This window comes from Aeromonas sp. 600479 (assembly GCF_049175515.1).
GTDB lineage: Bacteria > Pseudomonadota > Gammaproteobacteria > Enterobacterales > Aeromonadaceae > Aeromonas > Aeromonas veronii_A.
The window spans coordinates 89,888-110,479 of sequence record NZ_JAAKVF010000016.1; the positions used below are offsets into that span (position 1 = coordinate 89,888).

The window sequence follows — 20,592 nt, forward strand, 5'->3', positions numbered from 1 at the left end:
ACAGCATGCCGTGGAGTTGTTATGCCCAGAAGAAAGAAATAACTCTTTGCTTATCTCTTTTGCTCATATCAACTCAGCCACCCGCACCGGGAGCCGGACGCAGACTCTGTGAGCCATGCCCCTCTGGCCCCTTGCTCGCTGTGCCATCATGGGAACAAGGCAGTCAGATGACGAAAAGGAAGTCGTTATGTGGATCAATGCAGAACCGGTCAACGGAGCCCTGGTCTCGTTGGCCATCGGCCTTATCATCGGGCTGGAGCGGGGCTGGCAGGTGCGCCAACTGGGGGATAACCAGCGCATCGCCGGGATGCGTACCTACGGCCTTATCGGCCTGCTCGGCGGGGTGTGCGGTTTGCTGCTGCCCACCCTGGGCCCCTGGCTGCCGCTGCTCGGCCTGCTGGCGGTGGTGATCGGTTGCGGCCTCTCGGTCTGGCTGGCCCAGCGCTGGCAAGGGGAGTTCGGCCTCACCAGCTCGGTGGCCATGCTGCTCACCTATCTGCTGGGGCTGATGTCGGTGCTGCTGAGCCCGAGCGAGGCGGTGGCCTGCGCCGTGCTGGCGGCCCTGCTGATGGGGCTCAAGGGCAAGATCCAGCAGGGGATGCTGTTTCTCAGCGAAACCGAATTCCACGCCACCCTGCGCTTTCTGCTCATCTCGCTGGTACTGCTGCCGGTACTGCCCAACGAGGAGATGGGGCCCCTCGATGCCTTCAACCCCTTCAAGATCTGGCTGATGGTGGTGGTGATCGCCGGCATCTCGTTTTGTGGCCACTTCGCGGTGCGGCTGCTCGGTACTCGCGCCGGACTGGTGCTCACCAGCATACTGGCGGGATTGGCCTCCTCCACCGCCCTCACCCTACAGTTTGCCCGCCTCAACAAGGAACAAGGAGGGCTGGAGCGACTGCTGGCTACCGGCATCCTGCTGGCAGGGGCCACCATGTGGCTGCGGCTGCTGGTGCTGGTGCTGCTGATTCACAGCGAACTGGCGATGCGCCTCGCCGCCCCGCTCGTATTGCTGGCGGCCACGGTCTACGGCTTTGCCTTCTGGTTCTGGCGCCAGCGCGAGGAGCTGACAGACGGCCCGGTACAGCCGGAAACCAGCAACCCGCTCGATCTGGCCACCGCCATCAAGTTCGGCCTGCTGCTGGCGCTGATCGGCTTTATGGCAACTCTGCTGCAAGACAAGGTAGGCAACTCGGGGGTCTATCTGCTGGCGCTGGTGTCGGGGATCACCGACGTGGATGCCATCACCTTGTCGCTCTCCCAGCTCTCCCACAAGGAGCTGGCACTGGAGGTCGCCGCTCGCGGCATTCTGCTGGCCGGGCTGGTCAACTCGCTGGTGAAGGGGTTGCTGGCCCTCGGCATCGGCGGTCGCAGTCTGGGGCTGCGGGTGCTGCTCCCCTACTTCGTCTCGGCCCTGCTGATCCTGCCCCTCGTCTGGCCCGCAGGTTGACGGGGATCACCTGCAACAAGTGACAGACTGACGGCGCCCCAGACAGTCACGTATACTGCCCCCTCTTGCAGCATGAGGAGGTAGCAATGGCGAGCGACTGGGACAAGATACTGGCAGGCGGGGCGCTGGATGGCCAGAGCGAGGAGATAGCGAACGACCGGATCCGCGGTCAGGCGCTGCTGGCCCGGCTCAATGGTTCATCGGCGGGCGATGGCCCTCTGCGCCAGCAAATTTGCCGCGAGCTGTTCGGCCACTGCCCCGACTCCTGCTGGATCAGCACGCCCTTCACCTGCGAATTCGGCCGCAACATTCATATCGGCGAGAAGACCTTCTTCAACTTCAACGTCACCATTCTCGACGTGGGCGAGGTACACATCGGCAGCCATGTGCTGCTGGCCCCCAACGTGCAGATCTACACCGCCACCCACACCATGAACTATCTGGAACGACGCAACTGGACCGCCTACAACAAGCCGGTGCGGATCGGCGATGACTGCTGGATCGGCGGTGGCGTCATCATCTGCCCCGGCGTCACCATAGGGCCGCGCTCCATCATTGGCGCTGGCGCCGTGGTCACCCGCGACATCCCGGCCGACTCGGTGGCAGTGGGCAATCCGGCCAGGGTGATCCGCACCCTCAAGCAGGATGAGGAGCGCTGCTGGGAGCTGGCCCAATGATGGCGCTGGCGCTGCTGCCACTGGGCTGGACCCTCTGGCTCGGCCTGGATGGTCAGCAGTGGTGGCCACTGGCCGCACTGCTGACCATGAGTCTGCTGACGCTGGCGGCCTACGCCTGGGACAAGCGGCAGGCGGTGCGGGGCGAGTGGCGCATTCCCGAATCGAGGCTCCATCTGCTGGAGCTGTGCGGCGGCTGGCCGGGCGCTCTGGTGGCCCGCCAGTGGCTGCGTCACAAGACCCAGAAGCGCAGCTACCGGCTGGTCTTCTGGTTTATCGTTCTGCTGCACCTCACCCTGTGGGCGCTCTGGGTCGGGCGGCCACTCTGGCAGCAATAGCTGTCTGCGTCACAAAGGGACAATGGGCCCCATTGCGGCCGCCCGGCGGCTGTGAGAAAACAGAGCAGATCTCATCAGCGTTTTCGCCGTCTATAGACGACAAGGAGTCGTGACATGACCATGTGGACAGGCATAGTCCTGATCGTATTTATCAGCGTATTGTTCGGATATCTCGGCAAGCGGGCCCGCTATCAGATGGGGGATGCCCGCATCACCGACCGCCTCGGCAGGCAGGATATGATCATCAGAGAGTTGCAGGAGCGGATCGCCAATCTGGAGGCGATCGTCATCGAAGAGGAGAAACGGCGCCCATTCCGGGAGCTGTGATCTTTCACCGCCAGGTTTCAGACACAGAGAGGGCTGCATGATGCAGCCCTCTCTTGTTTGAACTGATTCAGATTGCCAGCGGCAGCAACTCGGCATAGTCGCGGATCGCCGGAAAAGCGGTAATGCTCTGCTCCGGCTTGCAGCTATCCGGATTCTGGATCGCCAGCTGATAGCCGATACCGTAGTCGGCGGCAGCCCGCAGGATCCGCTCGCTGTCATCCACAAACAGGGTGCGGGCCGGATCGAACGCCAGCCGCTCGGCCAGTGCCTGCCAGCAGTATTGGCTCTCCTTCGACCAGCCCAACTCATGGGTACTCACCATCAGATCCAGATGGTCGCGGAGCCCCAGCTGCGCATCCTTCACCGACAGACTGGCGGGGTGGGCATTGGTGAAAAGCACCAGCTGCTTGCCCGCGGCGCGCAGCGCGGCCAGAAAGGGGATGGCGTGGGGGCGCCACTGGATCTTCGCCAGCAGCTCCTGCTTGAGGCCACGAATGTCGAGCCCCAGGGTCTCGCTCCAGTAATCCACGCAGTACCAATTGAGGGTGCCGTTGACGGCGTGATAGTGGACGTCGATCTGCGCTTTGGCTTCATCCAGCGGCAGCCCGAGCCGCTCGGCGTAACGCTCAGGCACCAGCTGCTGCCAGAGGTGGTTGTCAAAATGCAGATCGATCAGGGTGCCATCCATATCGAGCAAGACGGTATCTATCTGGTGCCATGGCAAGGTGGTGGAGCGGGAGTGTGGCATCGGGCCTCTTGATCGCGGATCTCGGAAAACGGGGCGGCAGTATAACGGATTTTTCCTCCCCCTTTCCCCTCCCTGCCCCGTGGTGTTCGGTGTGGGAGTCGTTTACTCTTGAAGCACGATTTTTTAACGAGCCGTCACCCCTGATGAGTGAGCACCACAAAAGCCCCCCCGAACAGATTTCGATCGACCAGCTGGAGCAGGAAAAGAGCAAACCGGAGATCCTCAAGGCCGAGATCGTGGCCGAGAGCCGGCTGTTCAGAGTGGAATCCCTCCACCTCAAATTCTCCAACGGTGAGGAGCGGGTCTACGAGCGGATGCGCGGCGGCAATCGTGGCGCCGTCATGGTGGTGCCGCTGTTCGATGAGCAGACCCTGCTGCTGGTGCGCGAATATGCCGCTGGCACCCACTCCTACGAGCTGGGCTTTCCCAAGGGGCTGATCGACCCGGGCGAAGATGCCTTCGAGGCAGGCAACCGGGAGCTGATGGAAGAGGCTGGCTTTGGCGCCAACAACCTGACCCTGCTCAAGCAGGTGTCGCTGGCGCCCGGTTACTTCTCCAGCCGGATGGACATTTTGCTGGCGCGGGATCTCTTCCCCGAACAGCGGATCGGCGATGAACCCGAACCGCTGGAGGTAATCCCCTGGCCACTCAACCGGATCGACGAATTGCTGGCGCGGCCCGACTTCACCGAGTCGCGCAGCATCAGTGCCCTGCTCTTGGCCCAGAAGTGGCTGGCGGAGCAGGCAGAGTAGCCCGCAGACGGGCAGTTAACAGACAGAGGATAACGAGATGCAGGAGTTGTTGGCCTGGGTGCCGGGGGTCAAGGAGATTGCCCGCGAAGCCGGAAGGATCCTTCACGACATCTATCACGGCGGTCAGTTCGAGCGTCAGCTGAAGGAGGATGCGACCCCGGTCACCAGTGCCGATCTTGCTGCCGATGCCTACCTCAAACAGGCGCTGTCGGCGCTCACCCCCCATGTGCCCGTGCTGACCGAAGAGGCGGCCGACATCCCCTTCAGCCAGCGCGCCAACTGGCGGCAGTACTGGCTGGTGGATCCCCTCGACGGCACAGGTGAGTTCATCGCCGGTAGCGGCGACTTCGCCACCCTGATCGCCCTGGTGCGGGACAATGTGCCGGTGCTCGGGGTCATCTACGCCCCCGAGTCTGACGTGCTCTACTGGGCGGTGCGTGGCTACGGCGCCTTCAAGGAGGTGAACGGCGAGGTGTTGCCCATCAGCGCCATGCATCACGAGCATGACCAGCCCGACTCGCTGGTGGTGGCCATCAGCCGCCGCCAGAAGCTGGAGAAGCTCACCCGCCGCCTCAACCCGGCCATCAACTACGAGCTGATCCCGCTCGGCTCCAGCTCCCTCAAATCCTGTCTGGTGGCGGAAGGGGCGGCCGATTGCTACGTGCGGCTCGGCCCCACCGGCGAGTGGGACACCGCCGCCGCCCAGTGCATCGTCGAGGCGGCTGGTGGCCGTATCCTCAGCCTGGCATTGCAGCCGCTCAGCTACAACGAAACCGAGTCGCTGGAGAACCCTGACTTTATCGTGATGGGAGATCCGGATCTCGCCTGGGGCAACATTCTGGCCCACTAGGCGGATAGCGATATCATCACACCAGACAAGCAGGCGGCCCGATGGCCGCCTGCTTTTTCAGGGAAGTTGCCCCGGGTGATGGCCGGTGTGATCCGCTGGTCAAGGCGCTCTTGAACAGCGTGATACGCTGGCAAAGCGGCAAAATGATAGTGAAACATCACAATCGGTCGGAGAGAAATGGTACGATTTTTCACGTAATTCTGAAAACACCTGATTAGTCGAAATAAAAAAACGAGTGCAGATCAAATTTTGGTTTTATATTTCACAAAAATCACCAATATCAGTTTTGTTCCATTCTGTGAACCAGATTCCATTCCCAATCTCGCTGGCTAAACCCCGCAATGGCAGTGATATGTTTCAGTCTCGCTTTTTGAGAATTAAATCCCGATAAACCACAATGAACTCAGATTAAAACACTAACAAAAAGTGAATTAGTAATGAGTTTATCTGTAGAGGCGACCAAGGAGCTATCCGGTTCCTGCTCCACCACTGCCAGCATCACCCGCTGGCGCCGTCACGACACCCACTGGGTTATCAGCCTGTTTGGCACCGCCGTTGGCGCCGGTATCCTGTTCCTGCCCATCAATCTGGGTCTGGGCGGCATCTGGCCCCTCGTCATCGTCGCAGTACTGGCAGGCCCCATGACCTTCCTCGCCCACCGCGGGCTGGCGCGCTTCGTGCTCTCTTCTTCACGCCCCCACGCCGACTTCACCGAAGTGGCGGAGGAGCACTTCGGCAAGATGGCCGGCCGCCTCATCTCTGCGCTCTATTTCCTCTCCATCTTCCCGATCCTGCTCATCTACGGGGTCGGACTGACCAACACGGTGGAGAGCTTTATGGTCAACCAGCTCGGCATGGCGACCCCGGATCGGGTGATGCTCTCCGGCGTGCTGGTATTCGCCATGATCGCCGTGATGCTGGCGGGTGAGAAAGCGATGCTGCGCGCCTTCGCCTTTATGGTCTATCCGCTGGCGGCCATTCTGGCGGCCCTCTCCTGCTACCTCATTCCCCAGTGGCAATGGCCGGAAGTGACCGCGTTTGAAGGGGTCAGCTTCCTCAACACCGTCTGGCTGGCGCTGCCGGTCACCGTGTTCGCCTTCAGCCACGCCGCCGCCATCTCCGGCTTTGCCAACGTGCAGCGTCGGGAATATGGCGAGCAGGCCGAAGCCAAGAGCGGCCTGATCCTGCGCAACACCACAGTGATGCTGGTGGGCTTCGTGCTCTTCTTCGTCTTCTCCTGCGTGCTGAGCCTCTCGCCAGCCCAGCTGGCTGAAGCCAAGGCCCAGAACGTCTCTGTGCTCTCCTATCTCGCCAACATCACCGATAACCCGGTGATCGTGACTCTGGGGCCGCTCATCGCCTTTATCGCCATCAGCTCCTCCTTCCTCGGTCACTTCCTCGGTGCCCGCGAAAGCCTGAAAAGCCTGATCGCCAAGCCCACCGGCCTGCCGCTGGCCAAGGCGGACAAGGTCGGTATCGCCCTGATGTTCTTCTCTATCTGGGGTGCCGCCGTCATCAACCCGGGCATTCTGGGGCTGATGGAGACCCTCTCCGGCCCGGTCATCGCCATGATCCTGTTTATCATGCCGGTGATTGCCATCTACAAGGTGGAGGCGCTGGCCCGCTTCCGTCACGGCTGGACCAACGGCTTTATCCTGCTGACCGGTTCGCTGGCGGTATCGGCGCTGATCTTCAGCCTGTTGAAGTAACGACTCGCAACAGAAAACAAAAAGAGAGGCGACCTTGGGTCGCCTCTCTTGTCTCTGTTCGGGTGTGAGCTCAGCCCAGCCTGGCGCCGTTCTCCACCGCCTGCTCGGGGATGGCCATCACTACGGCGCCATCCGGCCGGTAGAAACCGGTCAGCAGAAACTCCGACTGAAACGGGCCGATCTGCTTGGTCGGGAAGTTGACTACGGCGATGATCTGGCGGCCCACCAGCTGCTCTGGCTGGTAGAGAGCGGTGATCTGGGCACTGCTCTTGCGAATCCCCAGTTCAGGGCCAAAATCCGCCCACACCTTGTAGGCCGGTTTGCGCGCCTCGGGGAACGGCTCGACCCGCACCAGGGTACCCACCCTCAGCTCCACCATCTCGAAATCCTGCCAGCTAATCGTCTCCATTTCGGCTCCAGTTTATCGTGCACCTTGCATGACCCGCAGCATGGCCCAAAGAGAGCATCCCGTCTTCGGCGATCAGCCGTTTCGTTACGGCAGGCGGCCGTTTTGCTGGCGCCAGAGGGACGGAGTGAGCCCGGTCTCGGCCAGGAAGCGCTCGCCGAAGGCCCCCTGATTCTGGTAACCGCAGCGGCTGGCAATCTCCCCAACGGGCAGTTGCGTACCGGCAAGCAGGGTGCACGCCAGCGCCATGCGTCGACTGCGAATGTAGTGGGAGACGCTCACCCCCAACTGCTGGCGAAAGGCGAGCTTGAACTGGCTCTGGCCAAGGCAGGCGATGACGGCGAGTTGCTGATTGGTCAGCGGGGCGGCGAGGTTGGCATCAATATGGCGTTGCACCTTGAGGATGCGGGCGGCAAGGCGCGGCGTGGCAGTGCTCTGCATCCCCTGCCCTTCCGCAAGCAGGGAGAGCCACACCTGCGCCATGCCCGCCACCTGCCGCCCTTCGGCAACCATGCGGTGCAGAAACGCGAGGTAGTGGCGTTGGGGCTCATCCAGCTCGATAAAGGGGCAGGCCGCCAGATCGCCGGGCAGCCAGTCGCTCTCCTGCACCAGAAACGAAAACGCGGGATCGGCGGCATAGTCGTGTCGCTCACCGGGGGCGATGACGCAGGCAGAACCGGGGGCAAGCCTGCGCCCCCGGCCCTGCACCTCGATCTCGAGGGGGCCGTCGAGGGGGATCACCAGTTGGGCAAAGTCGTGGCTATGACTGCAGACGTGGTGGTGATAGTGGCGCAGGCTGAAGCGGGACATGGCAGATAGCAATGACGCGGCCAGGGCCGCGTCATTGGGGGTTATTCCTTGTCGAAATCTTCGATCTCTTTGCCCAGCGCTTCCATGATGGCGCGCGCTTCGGCCGGGACACTGTCCGGTTGATCCTTGCGCAAATCTTCGTCGCAAGGGAGCGGCTGGCCGGTGAAAGCGTGCAGGAAGGCTTCACAGAGCAGCTCGCTGTTGGTCGCATGACGCAGGTTGTTCACCTGACGGCGAGTGCGCTCATCGGTCAACACTTTCAACACCTTGAGCGGGATCGAGACGGTAATCTTCTTGACCTGTTCGCTCTTCTTACCGTGTTCCGCGTAGGGGCTGACGTAGTCGCCGTTCCACTCTGTTCCCATGACTCACCTGTTCTCATTTAGCCGTGAGCGCGGATTTTAACCCTTAAGGAAATTAATGGCAATCCAACAGCAAAGCCATTTAGACGTCTGGAAGTGTTGACGGCTTTTTTAAGCTGGCGTAGTGTGGTTGTCCATGAGCCCGCAATGGCGGGATGGCGCGTGGCAGCAAGATGCCGGCGTGTAAAGAGACATCAAGGAGAGTGATATGACCCACAAGGCCACCCTGGCGGTTCGCACCGGGATTGAGACAGACCAGCAACACGGTGCCGTGGTGCCCCCCATCTACCTCTCCAGCAACTACACCTTTGCCGACTTTGGCGAACCCCGTCAATACGATTATGCCCGCTCCGGCAATCCGACCCGCACCAATCTGGCGGACGCGCTGGCGGCGCTGGAAGGGGGCGCTGGCGCCGTGGTTACCGGCACCGGCATGGGGGCCGTTCATCTGGTCACCACCGCCCTGCTCAAGGCGGGAGATCTGCTGATCGCCCCCCACGACTGCTACGGCGGCACCTGGCGTCTGTTTGAGTATCTGGCGGCCAAGGGCCACTACCGGGTGCAGTTTGTCGATCAGGGTGACGAGGCCGCTCTGGCCGCCGCGCTGGCGCAAAAGCCTGCGCTGGTATGGGTCGAGACTCCCTCCAACCCGCTGCTGCGGGTGGTGGATATCAGCGCCATCGCCAACGCCGCCCACGAGGTGGGTGCACAAGTGGTGGTGGACAACACCTTCCTCTCTCCCTTGCTGCAACAACCCCTGGCCCTCGGTGCCGATGTGGTGGTTCACTCCACCACCAAATACATCAACGGCCACTCCGACGTGGTGGGCGGAGTGGCGATTGCCAAGGAGGCCGCACTGGCCGAGTCGCTGGTGTGGTGGGCCAACTGTCTGGGGCTCACCTCCGGGGCGTTCGACTCCTACCTCACCCTGCGCGGCCTGCGCACTCTGGCCCCCAGATTGCGCACCCATCAGGAGAACACCGACCGCATCCTCGCCTTCCTGCAACAGCAGCCGCTGGTGAAACGCATCTATCACCCCAGCCTGCCGAGCCATCCGGGCCACGATATTGCGCGCCGTCAACAGTCCGGCTTCGGCGCCATGCTAAGTTTTGAACTCGATTGCAGCGAGGCGGGCATTCGCGCCTTCCTCGCGGCCCTCACCCTCTTCTCGGTGGCCGAGTCTCTCGGCGGGGTGGAGAGTCTGGTGGCCCATCCGGCCAGCATGACCCACAGGGCCATGACCCCGGCGGCGCAGCAGGCAGCAGGCATCAGCGCCCAGCTGCTGCGGTTGTCGGTCGGTATTGAACACGGTGAAGACCTGGTGGCCGATCTGGCTCAGGCTTTTGAACAGGCGCAGCAGGCAGAACAGGTAGCGAATTAATGGAACAGCAGCAACAAGGAGAGATCGCGGTGGCCACAGAAGCAGGATTGAAGCGACGTCACGTCCACAAATTTGGTGGCAGCAGTCTGGCGGATCCGGTCTGTTATCGCCGGGTCGCCAGCATCGTTGAACAACAGGTAGGCGGGGATGAACTGATCGTGGTCTCCGCCGCCGGCAAGACCACCAACCGGCTGATCCAGCTGGTGGAGCTGGCCGAAGCGGGGGACGAAGCCGCCGGTGAAGCCATCTCGGCCCTTCAGGCCTATCAGCAGAGCCTGATCGACGGCCTGCTGGAGGGCGAGCTACAGCTTGATCTGAGCAAGCAGCTGGCCGACGACATGCAGCTGATCGCCAAAACGCTGGAGGGACAGTTTGACCGCTTCGCCCGCAACGGACTGCTCGCCTTTGGCGAAGTGTGGTCGGCGCGCCTGCTGGCAGCCCTGCTCACCAGCCGCGGCGACAAGGCTATCTGGCTCGATGCCCGCAGTTTCCTGCGCGCCGAGGATGGCGCTCTGGTCAAGGTGGATACCGCCCTCTCCAGCGAACTGCTCAAGGCGCGACTGGCGGAGCATGCCGGTCGCATCGTGGTGACCGGCTTTATCGCCGCTGACATGGAAGGGCGCTCCCTGCTGCTCGGTCGCAACGGTTCCGACTACAGCGCCAGCCTGTTGGCGCTGCTGGCAGACGGCGAATCCACCACCATCTGGAGCGACGTGGCCGGTGTCTACAGCGCCGACCCGCGCCGGGTGAAAGAAGCGCGTCTGCTGGAACGCCTGAGCCTCGCCGAAGCGAACGAGCTGGCCCGTCTTGGCTCCTCGGTCTTGCACTCCCGAACCCTGCAGCCGGTGGCCGACAGTCGTCAGCGCCTCACCCTGCGTTGCAGCTACAACCCGGACGAGGGCTGCACCCACATCCTGCGCCGCGCCCCCCGCTCCGGCGGTGCCCGCATCGTCTCCTCGGTGGATCAGATCGCCCTCATCGAGCTGAAGGTGCTGCCACAAACCAACTATGAGCAGACGGTGGCCACCATCGAGGCCCATCTCGCCCGTCACCGTCTCAATCCGCTCACCCTGCAGCGCCAGCCGGATCGCAGGGTGCTGCGCCTCGCCTATACCCTCGAAGTGGCACAAGGAGCCTTCGAGTTGCTGCGCGACTTCCAGCTGCAAGGGAGCTTCACCGGCCTCATCCAGAAAGAGGGATACAGTCTGGTAGCGCTGGTGGGGGCAGGCGTCACCGACAACGCCGAGCAGTGTCACCGCTTCTACCAGCTGCTGGCGGATCAGCCGCTGGAGTTCGTCCAGGTGGCCAAAGATGGCCTGAGCCTGGTGGCCGTGCTGCGTCAGGTAGTGCTGGAACCCCTGCTCATCGCCATGCACAGCGCCCTGTTCAGCCGCCCCAATCGGGTCGGACTGGTGGTGTTCGGCAAGGGCAATATCGGCGGCCACTGGCTGAGCCTCTATGCCCGCGAAAAGGCGCGCCTCGAACATGAACTCAATCTGGCGCTCACCCTCTACGGCGTGTTCAGCTCTGAAGGGGGCCTGCTCGATGAAGAGGGGCTGGATCCGCTCAAGGTGCAGGACAACTTTGCCCCCAAAGCGCTGATCTGGCCCGAACTGCTGGCCCAGCTGGAGCAACACAGCTTCGATACCCTGATCGCCATCGATTTGACCGCCAGCGAAACGGTGAGCCGCTACTACCCCGACTTCGCCCAGCTCGGCATTCACATCATCGCCGCCAACAAGTTTGCCGGCGCCGCCGACAGCGAGTTTTACCAGCGCATCAAGCAGACCTGCCGCGACCATCAGGTGCAGTGGCGCTACAACGCCACCGTGGGCGCCGGGCTGCCAATCCAGTCCAGCATCCAGATGCTGCGCCAGAGCGGCGACCGCATTCAGGGGGTCTCCGGCATCTTCTCCGGCACCCTCTCCTGGCTGTTTCAGCAGTATGATGGCACCCGCCCCTTCTCCGAGCTGGTGGACGAAGCATGGCAGCACGGCCTGACCGAGCCGGATCCCCGCGAAGATCTCTCCGGTCAGGATGTGCGGCGCAAGCTGCTCATTCTGGCGCGGGAGGCGGGCTTCGAGCTCGACTCCGCCGATATCGAGTTGGAGAATCTGGTGCCCATCCCGCTGCGCAAGGTGACTGCCGATCAGTTCATGGACAGACTGAAAGAGCTGGATGGCCCGATCCAGACCGCCTTCGAAGGGGCCAAACGCCTCGGCAAGGTGCTGCGCTACGTGGCCCGCTTCGAGCATGACGGCAAGGCGCGGGTCGGACTGGAGGCGCTGGAGCCCCACCACCCGTTTGCCAACCTGTTGCCGTGCGACAACATTTTCGCCATCGAGAGCGACAGCTACCGCACCAACCCGCTGGTGATCCAGGGGCCGGGGGCGGGTCGGGAAGTGACCGCCGCCGCTATCCAGTACGATCTGTGGCAGATCTGCGCCAGCCTCTAAGGCAGATTGCAAAGGGAGCAGCACCTCAGCTCCCGCGCACAATAAAAAAAGCCCGAGTCGATGACTCGGGCTTTTTGCTGAATGCCGCTTCGATTAGGAGAAGCAGGCCTGCAGCACGTAGAAGATCGCGATAGCCAGAATGGCACCGGCAGGCAGGGTGATGATCCAGGAGACCACGATGTTGCGCAGAACACCCAGGTTCAGCGCCGCAATGCCGCGCGCCAGACCGACACCCATCACAGCACCGACGAGGGTCTGGGTGGTGGAGATGGGCAGACCGGTGCCGGAGGCAATCACTACGGTCGCGGCGGTCGCCAGCTGGGCGGCGAAGCCACGGCTCGGGGTCAGGTGAGTGATGCCGGTACCGACCGTCGCCATAACCTTCTCGCCCATGGTCGCCAGACCGATCACAATACCGATACCGCCCAGCGGCAGGATCCACCAGGCAATGGCAGCCTGACTGGAAATCTCGCCACCGGAAGCCACGATAGAGGCCACCGCAGAGAGCGGGCCGATGGCGTTGGCAACGTCGTTGGAGCCGTGGGCAAAGGCCATGGCACAGGCGGTAATCACCATCAGGATGCCGAACACCTTCTCCACGTTGGCGAAGTGCATCTTGCTGTCATCCTGCGGGTTGTACTTCTGACCACGAATGTAGATCCAGCCGGCAAACGCCACTGCGATGGAGATGGCGATGGAAAGCAGAATGCCCTCGCCATCGCTCAGGTGCAGACCGACGTGGGTCAGCCCCTTCTTGATGGTCACCAGACAGATCACCAGCGCGGTCAGGAACATGTAGAACGGCACATAACGCTTGGCGTTGTTCAGGGGATCATCAGTGTTGAAGATAAGCTTCTGCACGCTGATGAACATGAAGTAGGCGATGACACCTGAGATGGCCGGGGTGATGACCCAGGAGCCGACGATGCCGCCAAACTTGCTCCACTGCACCGCTTCCGGGCCAATGCTCACCACCGCAAAACCGACGATGGCGCCGATGATGGAGTGAGTGGTGGAAACAGGCCAGCCGAAGTAGGAGGCGAGGATCAACCAGGCGCCAGCCGCCAGCAGGGAGGCGATCATGCCGAGCACCAGCAGATCCGGGCTATCGACAAACGCATTGCTGTCGATGATGCCGTTACGGATGGTGGCCGTCACTTCGCCACCGGCCAGATAGGCACCGGCAAACTCGAAGATCATGGCAATGATGATCGCCTGACGGATGGTCAGGGATTTGGTGCCGACCGATGTCCCCATGGCGTTGGCTACGTCATTCGCGCCAATGCCCCAAGCCATCAAAAAGCCGAACAAGGCCGCCACGAGCACCAGAGTGGTGCCGTAATTCGCGATAATGTCCATTAATAGTGTTTACCCAGTCAGTCGATTACGAACGAGCCAGCATCAGTTCCAGACGGGCGCCTACACGCTCGGCCTGATCTGCCAGGTCACCTACCCATTCGAGGATCTTGTAAAGGAACATCACATCAATCGGATTGTAGTTCTGCTCAACCGCTTGCAGCTGTTGGCGCAGTCCGATCTGCATGGTGTCTGTATCGTCCTCGATCAGATCCAGCTGGTGGATCATCTCGGCAACCATTTCCACTTCCCGTCCTTTGAAGCCGGTCTCGAGCAGCTCGTCGAGCTCCCCGATCGCTTTCTCGGCCTGAGCGGTCGCATCAATACAACGTTTGAGGTAAGCCATGAAATCCGTCCGCATTTCGGCGGGGAACTCCATGCGACGACCAAGCATGCGGCCGGAGATATCCTTGGCACGGTTGGCAATCTTGTCTTGCTGGGTCAACAGCTCCAGCAGGTCGGTACGTGCAACCGGCAGGAACAGGCCGCGAGGCAGTTTCAGACGGATTTCACGCTTGAGGGTATCTGCCTCTTTTTCCAGTTGGGCGATCTGCTGCCGGATCTTCTCGGCATCTTCCCAACGGTCTTCGGCAACGGCGTCAAAGAAGGGAACCAACTGCTGGGAGCACTGGTGAACCTTGACGATATGCTTCTGCAGCGGCTTGATGGGGGACTTGGCAAAAAGCCCCAAAATAGTATTTACTGGCATGGCCAAACCTGTGTCGGTGAAAAAACACTCGATACGATTTTATGAGGCGCGCATGTTAACCGAACTGCGTCCTCAATTAAACCGCGAATTAATCTAGTCGTTTCGCGGGCATTATATCCCCGCGACCCGATTCCTGCCCCCCAAAGTTGCCTGCCAGCCCGGAATGAGTATGCAAACTGAGATCGAGATAAAGTTTTTTGTCGCCCGCGACATTGCGGCAGATTTATCCAACCTGTTGAATTCTTTTGAGATTAAAGAATCATCACAACAGCAGCTTGGCAACGTCTATTTTGACACGCCGACCCTCGACCTGCGTCGCCTGGACATGGGGTTGCGCATTCGCCGCTGCGATGCCTTCGCCGAGCAGACCATCAAATGCCGTGGCCAGGTGGTGGGCGGCCTGCATGCCAGACCCGAGTACAACGCCCCTGTCAGCGGCGATCTGCCGACCCTCTCGGCCTTTCCCGATGAGATTTGGCCGACTCTGACCGAGCGCGACCACATTCAGCAGCAGCTGGTCGCCCAGTTTCGCACCGACTTCTTGCGCCGCCACTGGCTGATCGCCTTCGAGGGAGCCGAGATTGAACTGGCCTGGGATCAGGGAAAGATAGTCGGCAGTCAGGGCAGCACCACCATCAACGAGCTGGAACTGGAGCTCAAATCCGGCGCTACCGCGGCGCTGTTTGCGCTGGCCCGACGCCTCGCCAAGCTTGGTGGGCTGCGCCTCGGCGCCCAATCCAAGGCCCAGCGCGGCTACCGACTGGCCGGGCTCGGCAAACCGCTGGCCCTGCAGGCGCTGGTCAAACATGAAGGTATGGATGGCATAACGGAGATAAGCGAAGGGCTGCGTCACTGGCAACACCACGAGCAGCTCTGGCTGGAGCATCCTCAGGATAAAGGCATTCAACAGCAGGCACTCGCAGCCCTGTGCCAAGGGATCGATCTGGTCGCCCGCAGTGCAGCCACGCTGCCACAACCCGCACCTTGGCTGCCAGCACTGACCAGCCTGCACGCCCATCTGCAAGCCCAATCGGACGAGCATGACGAGTGGCCTGCCGAGCTGGCCGCTCTCTTCCTCTATCCGACGTATGTCGAGTTGCAACTGGCCATCGCCGCCAAGCTGCATCACGCAGCCTGAGCGTGGCCATACCGGTACTAAAGGTCGGAAATAAAGACCGGAAACAAAAGCCAAAAACAAAACGGGTGAGCCTTGGCTCACCCGTTTTGCATTACAGCAGGTTGAGCTGCTGCATGGCGCTGCGAATGCGCTCGCGGGTCGCTTCCGACAGTGGCATCACCGGCAGACGGCACTCCTCGCTGCAGAATCCGAGCAGAGAGGCGGCATATTTGGCACCAGCCGGGCTCGGCTCGGCAAACATCGCCTGATGGAGCGGAATCAGCCGGTCTTGCAGCTCACGCGCTTCTTGCCACTTGCCGGCCAGCGCCAGATTTTGCACCTCGGCCACCAGCTTGGGAGCCACGTTGGCGGTCACCGAGATACAACCCTGACCACCGCCGATGTTGTAAGCAACCGCAGTGGCATCCTCACCGGAGAGCCAGGCGAAGGGCTTTTTGATCAGCTGGCGCTCGGTCCAGGGGCGCGCCAGATCGCCGGTGGCATCTTTCACCCCGGCAATGCGCGGCAGCTCGGCCAGACGGGCCAGGGTCGCCGGTTGCACGTCAACGATGGCGCGCGGCGGGATGTTGTAGACGATGATCGGCTTGGCGGTGGCGTCGTGTACCGCCTTGAAGTGGTGGTAGAGCCCCTCCTGATTGGGACGGTTGTAGTAACCGGCCACATGCAGGGTGGCATCGGCCCCCACCAGCTCTGCATGGAGGGTGTACTCGATGGCTTCGACCGGATTGTTGGAACCGGCCCCGGCAATCACCGGAATACGACCTGCGACCTGCTTGACCACCAGCTCCACCACCCAGCAGTGCTCGTCGTGGGTCAGGGTCGGGCTTTCGCCAGTGGTGCCCACCGGCACAATGCCGTGAGTACCCTGCTCGATATGCCACTCAACCAGACGCAGCAGCGCCTCTTCATCCAGCTTTCCCTGTCGAAACGGGGTGATCAACGCAACGATTGAACCTTGAAACATGGGATCTCCTTCTCCTAAATGACGCGCATATGGCAATAAAAAACCCCGGTACGATGTGCGCAACCGGGGTTTGAAGCTTCTCAGGGATGAGAGGTTACGCGCGAACGTCGGCAGGCCCGAATTTCAGGCTTTTTTTGTGCTTTCGTTTCAACCCGTTGAACCGCATTTCGTCATCTCTGGTCAAAAAATGGTGTCTGGGCATATTTCGGGAACACGGCATAAATGTCAAGGCGAAAGGGGCTATGTATAATGGCCGCCCAAAATTGCGTGGAGAGACCCGATGAGCAGCCCAATCAGTGCCGTCAGCCAGATGCTGGAACGAAATCAAGCCCTCTTTGTCGGCAAGCGGCTACTTGTCTGTGGCGCACTGGAAGATGACTACCCCCGCCAGCTGGCGAGCCTGGCCCGGACCCTGACCGTCTTTACCACCGATTACTGCTACTACCGCAGCCAGCAGGCCGCCCTCGGCGAGGCTATCCTGTTCGACCACCAGCTCGGTGGCGCCCCGCGCTTCGATGCCCTGTTGCTGCTGATGCCCAAGGCCAAGGCCGAGGCACAATATCTGCTGGCCATGATGACCCCCTTGCTGGAAGCGGGTGCCGATCTGTTCCTCGCCGGTGAAAACCGCGGCGGCATCAATGGCGCCGACAAGCTGCTGGCCCCCTATGGCGAAAAGCCGATCAAGCGCGATTCGGCCCGCCGCTGCTCGCTCTATCACGGTGAGCTCTGCAAACCGGTCGCCCCGTTCGATCTGGATAGCTGGTTTGGCCGCTATCAGTGCAAGGCCGGTGATACCGAGCTGACCGTGCTGGCGCTGCCCGGCGTCTTCAGCGCCGCCGAGCTGGATCTCGGCACCCAGATGTTGCTGGCCACCGTGCCGGCCATGAAGGGTTCACTGCTCGATTTCGGTTGCGGCGCCGGGGTGATTGGCTCCGTGCTGGCCAAGCGCAATCCCGGACTCAAGGTCACCATGGTGGACATCAATGCGCTGGCGCTGGAGTCAAGCCGACGCACCCTGGCTATCAACGATCTGCAAGGGGAGGTTCATGCCTCTGACGTCTACTCCGACATTACGGGAAGCTTTGACCAGATTGTCTCCAATCCCCCTTTCCATGCCGGGCTCAAAACCTTCTATGCGGCGACCGAGCAGTTCCTGGCCAAAGCACCGGAATTTTTGCTACCAAATGGCTCGCTGACCATTGTTGCCAACGCCTTCTTGCGCTACCAGCCTATACTGGAGACACACTTCAAACGGACTGAAGTGATCAGCAGTGATGCCAAATTCAAGGTCTATCTGAGCAAAGTGTAATTAAGTGTAAGCAGTACAAGAAAACAGCTAGAGAGCCCCATACGGGATCTGGTAAGGTACTAAGAGCACGATAAAAACCACCCCTTTAGGGGTGTTTTTATGCCGAGCTTTGAAAACCTTTTCATGTTGTTCATTCAGGGAGAGAAATACGATGGCAGGCATATTGACCATGATCCTGGCTGGTGGCGAAGGTACTCGCCTGCAGCCTCTGACCACTACCCGCAGCAAGCCTTCCGTCCCCTTTGGTGGCAGCTACCGGCTGATCGACTTTGTCCTCAACAACTTCGTCAACGCCGACTTTCTGCGCATCTATGTACTGACCCAATTCAAATCACAGTCCCTCTACCTGCACATGAAGAAGGGGTGGAATATCGTCGGCATCACCGACCGCTTTATCGATCCCATCCCGGCCCAGATGCGGATGGGCAAACGCTGGTATGACGGCACCGCCGATGCCATCTACCAGAACCTCGGCTTTATCGAGCGGGCCGAACCGGATCATGTCTGCATCTTCGGCTCCGACCACATCTACAAGATGGATGTGAGCCAGATGGTCACCTTCCACAAGCAGAAGAACGCCGCCATGACGGTTGCAGCCCTGCGCATGCCCATCGAAGAGGCGAGCGCCTTCGGGGTGATCGAGGTCGATACCGAAGGGCGGATGATCGGTTTTCAGGAAAAACCAAAGCAGCCCAAGCACATTCCCGGCGATCCCACCCAGGCGCTGGTCTCCATGGGTAACTACATCTTCGAGACCGATGCCCTCTGCCGCGAGTTGAAGCGGGATGCCGCCGAAGAGAACTCCAGCCACGACTTTGGCAAGGATGTGATCCCGAGCCTCTACCCGCGCGCCCCCGTCTATGTCTATGACTACAGCACCAACGTCATCCCCGGCGAGAAACCGCACGTCTACTGGCGGGATGTGGGCACCCTCGACTCTTATTGGCAAGCGCACATGGACCTGGTGGCCGACAATCCTCCCTTCTCCCTCTATAACCGCAAGTGGCCCCTGCACACCCACTATCCGGCGCTACCACCGGCCACCTTCATCGACAGCGACGAGTGCAAGGTGAAGATCGCCAACTCGCTGATCTCCGCCGGTTGCTTCATTCAGGGCAGCCAGATCCAGCGATCCATCCTCGGTTTCCGCTGCAATATCGGCGCGGGCAGCCATATCAGTGAATCCGTGCTGCTGGGGGACGTGAAGATTGGTGAAGGGTGCTCCATCCGGCGCGCGATTATAGATAAAAATGTTGAAATTGCGCCCGGCACCGTTATCGGTGAAAATCTGGACCACGATAGAGAGCGATTTACCGTATCCGAAGGCGGTATCGTGGTGGTACCTAAGGGAGCAAGAGTTGGCTATTAACCCACTGAAAATCCTGTTTGTTGCCTCGGAAGTTGAGGGGCTGGTCAAGACCGGGGGCCTGGCCGATGTCGCCAGAGCCCTGCCGATGTACCTGGCCCAGAAGGGGCATGATGTCAGGATCATGCTCCCCTTCTACAAGACGATAAAGCGACGGGATGAGGCCAGAATGGTGGCGTCACGCTGGTTGCCAACCCACCCCGGGCTGCCTGATATCGGTTATCGCATCTACCAGATGGAGCTGGATGGCGTCTGCGTCTATCTGCTCGACTGCCCGCAATATTTCGATCGTCCCCAGCTCTACGCCGAGAACAATCAGGCCTATCCGGATAATGGCGAGCGCTTTGCCTTCTTCTCGGCCGCGGCCCTCCATGCCTGCGAGCAGCTCGGCTTTGCCCCTGATATCGCCCACTGCAATGACTGGCACACCGGCCTGCTGCCACTGCTGCTGAAAACCCGTCACACCCACAACCCCTTCTTCCAGCAGACCCGCAGCGTAATTAGCATTCACAATGCGGCGTTTCAGGGGGTGTTTGGCCGCGAGCAGTTCTGGGCCATGCCCGAGATCGCCGACTACGAACGCCGCATCAACTACGACTACGGCCACGTCAATCTGCTCAAATGCGGGGTGCTCTACGCCGACAAGATCAATGCGGTCAGCCCCAACTATGCCCAGGAGCTGCTGACTCACCTCGGCGCCCACGGCATGGCGCATATCTTCCAGCAGCGGGCGGCGGATCTCTGCGGCATACTCAACGGCTGCGACTACAAGGACTGGGATCCGGAGTTCGACGAATTCCTGCCTGCGACCTACAGCATCGACAACATGGCTGGCAAACAGATCTGCAAAGAGAGCCTGCAACAGGAAGCGGGGCTGGCCGTGGCGGACTTGCCCATCTACGGCATGGTTTGCCGCCTGACCGAGCAGAAGGGCGTTCCCCTGCTGCTCCCTGCGCTGGAGAAATTCCTCCACCATCAGGTACAAGTGGTGATCGTCGGCTCTGGCGATCCTGCGCTCGCCACGCAACTGCAAACCATGGCCCGGGATTATCCGGGCAAGCTCGCCTTCATCAACACCTATGACGATCGACTGGCTCATCTGGTCGAAGCCGGTGCCGACTTCTTCCTGATGCCCTCTCTGTTCGAGCCTTGCGGCCTCAACCAGATGTACAGTCTCGCCTATGGCACCCTGCCACTGGTGCGCGCCGTGGGTGGTCTGAAAGATACCGTGGTGGATTGGGATGCCGATCCCGAGCATGCCACCGGCTTCTGTTTTAACGATCCGACTGCCGCCATCCTGCTCGATACCATGCGCCGCAGCCTGCTCTATTTCCTGCAGGACAAAGAGCGTTTTGCCAAGGTGCAGCGCAATGCCATGAGCACCCGCTTCAACTGGCCTGACTCAGTCACCCAGTATGAACGGATGTATCAGAACGCATTGGGCCGTTACTGAATGCCAGACGTCGGCTAATTGCTGAAGTTTTGTA

Annotated in this window: 20 protein-coding genes; 13 read left to right on the forward strand and 7 right to left on the reverse strand. The window is 60.9% G+C overall.

What is annotated here, in order from left to right; all coding sequences use genetic code 11:
• Positions 1–187 precede the first annotated feature (187 nt).
• The 4 genes from G5149_RS16230 (at position 188) to G5149_RS16245 (ending at position 2,789) form a co-directional block, all read left to right on the forward strand.
• Complete coding sequence (locus G5149_RS16230; RefSeq protein WP_216979561.1) at positions 188–1,450, forward strand: MgtC/SapB family protein; 1,263 nt, start codon at positions 188–190, stop codon at positions 1,448–1,450.
• Between the two features lie 86 nt (positions 1,451–1,536).
• Positions 1,537–2,127 (forward strand): sugar O-acetyltransferase, encoded by a 591-nt coding sequence (locus G5149_RS16235; RefSeq protein ID WP_421212987.1) that lies wholly within the window; start codon positions 1,537–1,539, stop codon positions 2,125–2,127.
• Positions 2,124–2,462 carry a DUF1294 domain-containing protein gene (locus G5149_RS16240; RefSeq protein WP_005343057.1) on the forward strand — a complete coding sequence of 113 codons (339 nt, stop codon included), beginning with the start codon at positions 2,124–2,126 and terminating at the stop codon, positions 2,460–2,462. Before G5149_RS16235 ends, G5149_RS16240 begins: the two co-directional genes overlap by 4 nt.
• Before the next feature lie 114 nt (positions 2,463–2,576).
• Positions 2,577–2,789, forward strand: coding sequence for a hypothetical protein (locus G5149_RS16245; protein ID WP_041209029.1), 213 nt, complete (start codon positions 2,577–2,579; stop codon positions 2,787–2,789).
• Between the two features lie 67 nt (positions 2,790–2,856).
• On the opposite strand, the gene yrfG is transcribed toward G5149_RS16245, so the two are convergent.
• On the reverse strand, positions 2,857–3,537 hold the full coding sequence (gene yrfG / locus G5149_RS16250; RefSeq protein WP_421212989.1) for a GMP/IMP nucleotidase: 681 nt from the start codon (positions 3,535–3,537) through the stop codon (positions 2,857–2,859).
• A gap of 143 nt (positions 3,538–3,680) precedes the next feature.
• On the opposite strand from yrfG, the gene nudE reads away from it, so the two are divergent.
• From nudE to G5149_RS16265, 3 genes are all read left to right on the forward strand, one after another.
• Entirely contained in the window at positions 3,681–4,289 is a 609-nt protein-coding gene (gene nudE / locus G5149_RS16255) for an ADP compounds hydrolase NudE (RefSeq protein WP_033113990.1), read from the forward strand.
• Positions 4,290–4,326: 37 nt separating this feature from the next.
• On the forward strand, positions 4,327–5,139 hold the full coding sequence (cysQ, locus tag G5149_RS16260; RefSeq protein ID WP_374509654.1) for a 3'(2'),5'-bisphosphate nucleotidase CysQ: 813 nt from the start codon (positions 4,327–4,329) through the stop codon (positions 5,137–5,139).
• Between the two features lie 437 nt (positions 5,140–5,576).
• Positions 5,577–6,848: an aromatic amino acid transport family protein gene (locus tag G5149_RS16265; protein WP_139408588.1), complete on the forward strand. Its 1,272-nt coding sequence runs from the start codon at positions 5,577–5,579 to the stop codon at positions 6,846–6,848.
• 70 nt (positions 6,849–6,918) lie between these two features.
• Here G5149_RS16265 and G5149_RS16270 read toward each other — a convergent pair whose 3' ends face one another.
• From G5149_RS16270 to metJ, 3 genes are all read right to left on the reverse strand, one after another.
• Entirely contained in the window at positions 6,919–7,257 is a 339-nt protein-coding gene (locus G5149_RS16270) for a tRNA-binding protein (RefSeq protein WP_005343050.1), read from the reverse strand.
• A gap of 84 nt (positions 7,258–7,341) precedes the next feature.
• A complete protein-coding gene (locus tag G5149_RS16275) occupies positions 7,342–8,064 on the reverse strand; it encodes a helix-turn-helix domain-containing protein (RefSeq protein WP_421212991.1) in 723 nt (240 codons plus the stop codon).
• Positions 8,065–8,105: 41 nt separating this feature from the next.
• Complete coding sequence (gene metJ, locus G5149_RS16280; protein ID WP_005340251.1) at positions 8,106–8,429, reverse strand: met regulon transcriptional regulator MetJ; 324 nt, start codon at positions 8,427–8,429, stop codon at positions 8,106–8,108.
• A gap of 205 nt (positions 8,430–8,634) precedes the next feature.
• On the opposite strand from metJ, the gene metB reads away from it, so the two are divergent.
• On the forward strand, positions 8,635–9,807 hold the full coding sequence (metB, locus tag G5149_RS16285; RefSeq protein ID WP_421212993.1) for a cystathionine gamma-synthase: 1,173 nt from the start codon (positions 8,635–8,637) through the stop codon (positions 9,805–9,807).
• Positions 9,807–12,263, forward strand: coding sequence for a bifunctional aspartate kinase/homoserine dehydrogenase II (locus G5149_RS16290; RefSeq protein WP_421212995.1), 2,457 nt, complete (start codon positions 9,807–9,809; stop codon positions 12,261–12,263). The genes metB and G5149_RS16290 overlap by 1 nt, the downstream gene beginning before the upstream one ends.
• A 93-nt stretch (positions 12,264–12,356) precedes the next feature.
• Here the strand turns inward: G5149_RS16290 and G5149_RS16295 are convergent, their stop codons facing one another.
• Together G5149_RS16295 and G5149_RS16300 are read right to left on the reverse strand one after the other, a co-directional pair.
• The gene (locus G5149_RS16295; protein WP_005343043.1) at positions 12,357–13,622 is read right to left on the reverse strand and encodes an inorganic phosphate transporter; all 1,266 of its coding nucleotides are present in this window, start codon (positions 13,620–13,622) and stop codon (positions 12,357–12,359) included.
• Positions 13,623–13,647: 25 nt separating this feature from the next.
• Positions 13,648–14,328 (reverse strand): TIGR00153 family protein, encoded by a 681-nt coding sequence (locus G5149_RS16300; protein ID WP_100654622.1) that lies wholly within the window; start codon positions 14,326–14,328, stop codon positions 13,648–13,650.
• 169 nt (positions 14,329–14,497) lie between these two features.
• Here G5149_RS16300 and G5149_RS16305 point away from each other — a divergent pair, with 169 nt between their 5' ends.
• The gene (locus G5149_RS16305; RefSeq protein WP_337073669.1) at positions 14,498–15,466 is read left to right on the forward strand and encodes a CYTH domain-containing protein; all 969 of its coding nucleotides are present in this window, start codon (positions 14,498–14,500) and stop codon (positions 15,464–15,466) included.
• Between the two features lie 91 nt (positions 15,467–15,557).
• On the opposite strand, the gene dapA is transcribed toward G5149_RS16305, so the two are convergent.
• Positions 15,558–16,430 (reverse strand): 4-hydroxy-tetrahydrodipicolinate synthase, encoded by an 873-nt coding sequence (gene dapA, locus G5149_RS16310; RefSeq protein ID WP_337073670.1) that lies wholly within the window; start codon positions 16,428–16,430, stop codon positions 15,558–15,560.
• A 280-nt stretch (positions 16,431–16,710) separates the two neighbouring features.
• Between dapA and rsmC the strand changes: the two genes are divergently transcribed.
• The 3 genes from rsmC (at position 16,711) to glgA (ending at position 20,558) form a co-directional block, all read left to right on the forward strand.
• Positions 16,711–17,739, forward strand: coding sequence for a 16S rRNA (guanine(1207)-N(2))-methyltransferase RsmC (rsmC, locus tag G5149_RS16315; protein WP_337073671.1), 1,029 nt, complete (start codon positions 16,711–16,713; stop codon positions 17,737–17,739).
• Between the two features lie 151 nt (positions 17,740–17,890).
• The gene (glgC, locus tag G5149_RS16320; RefSeq protein ID WP_100646941.1) at positions 17,891–19,108 is read left to right on the forward strand and encodes a glucose-1-phosphate adenylyltransferase; all 1,218 of its coding nucleotides are present in this window, start codon (positions 17,891–17,893) and stop codon (positions 19,106–19,108) included.
• On the forward strand, positions 19,098–20,558 hold the full coding sequence (gene glgA, locus G5149_RS16325) for a glycogen synthase GlgA (RefSeq protein ID WP_421212997.1): 1,461 nt from the start codon (positions 19,098–19,100) through the stop codon (positions 20,556–20,558). Before glgC ends, glgA begins: the two co-directional genes overlap by 11 nt.
• Positions 20,559–20,592 lie beyond the last annotated feature (34 nt).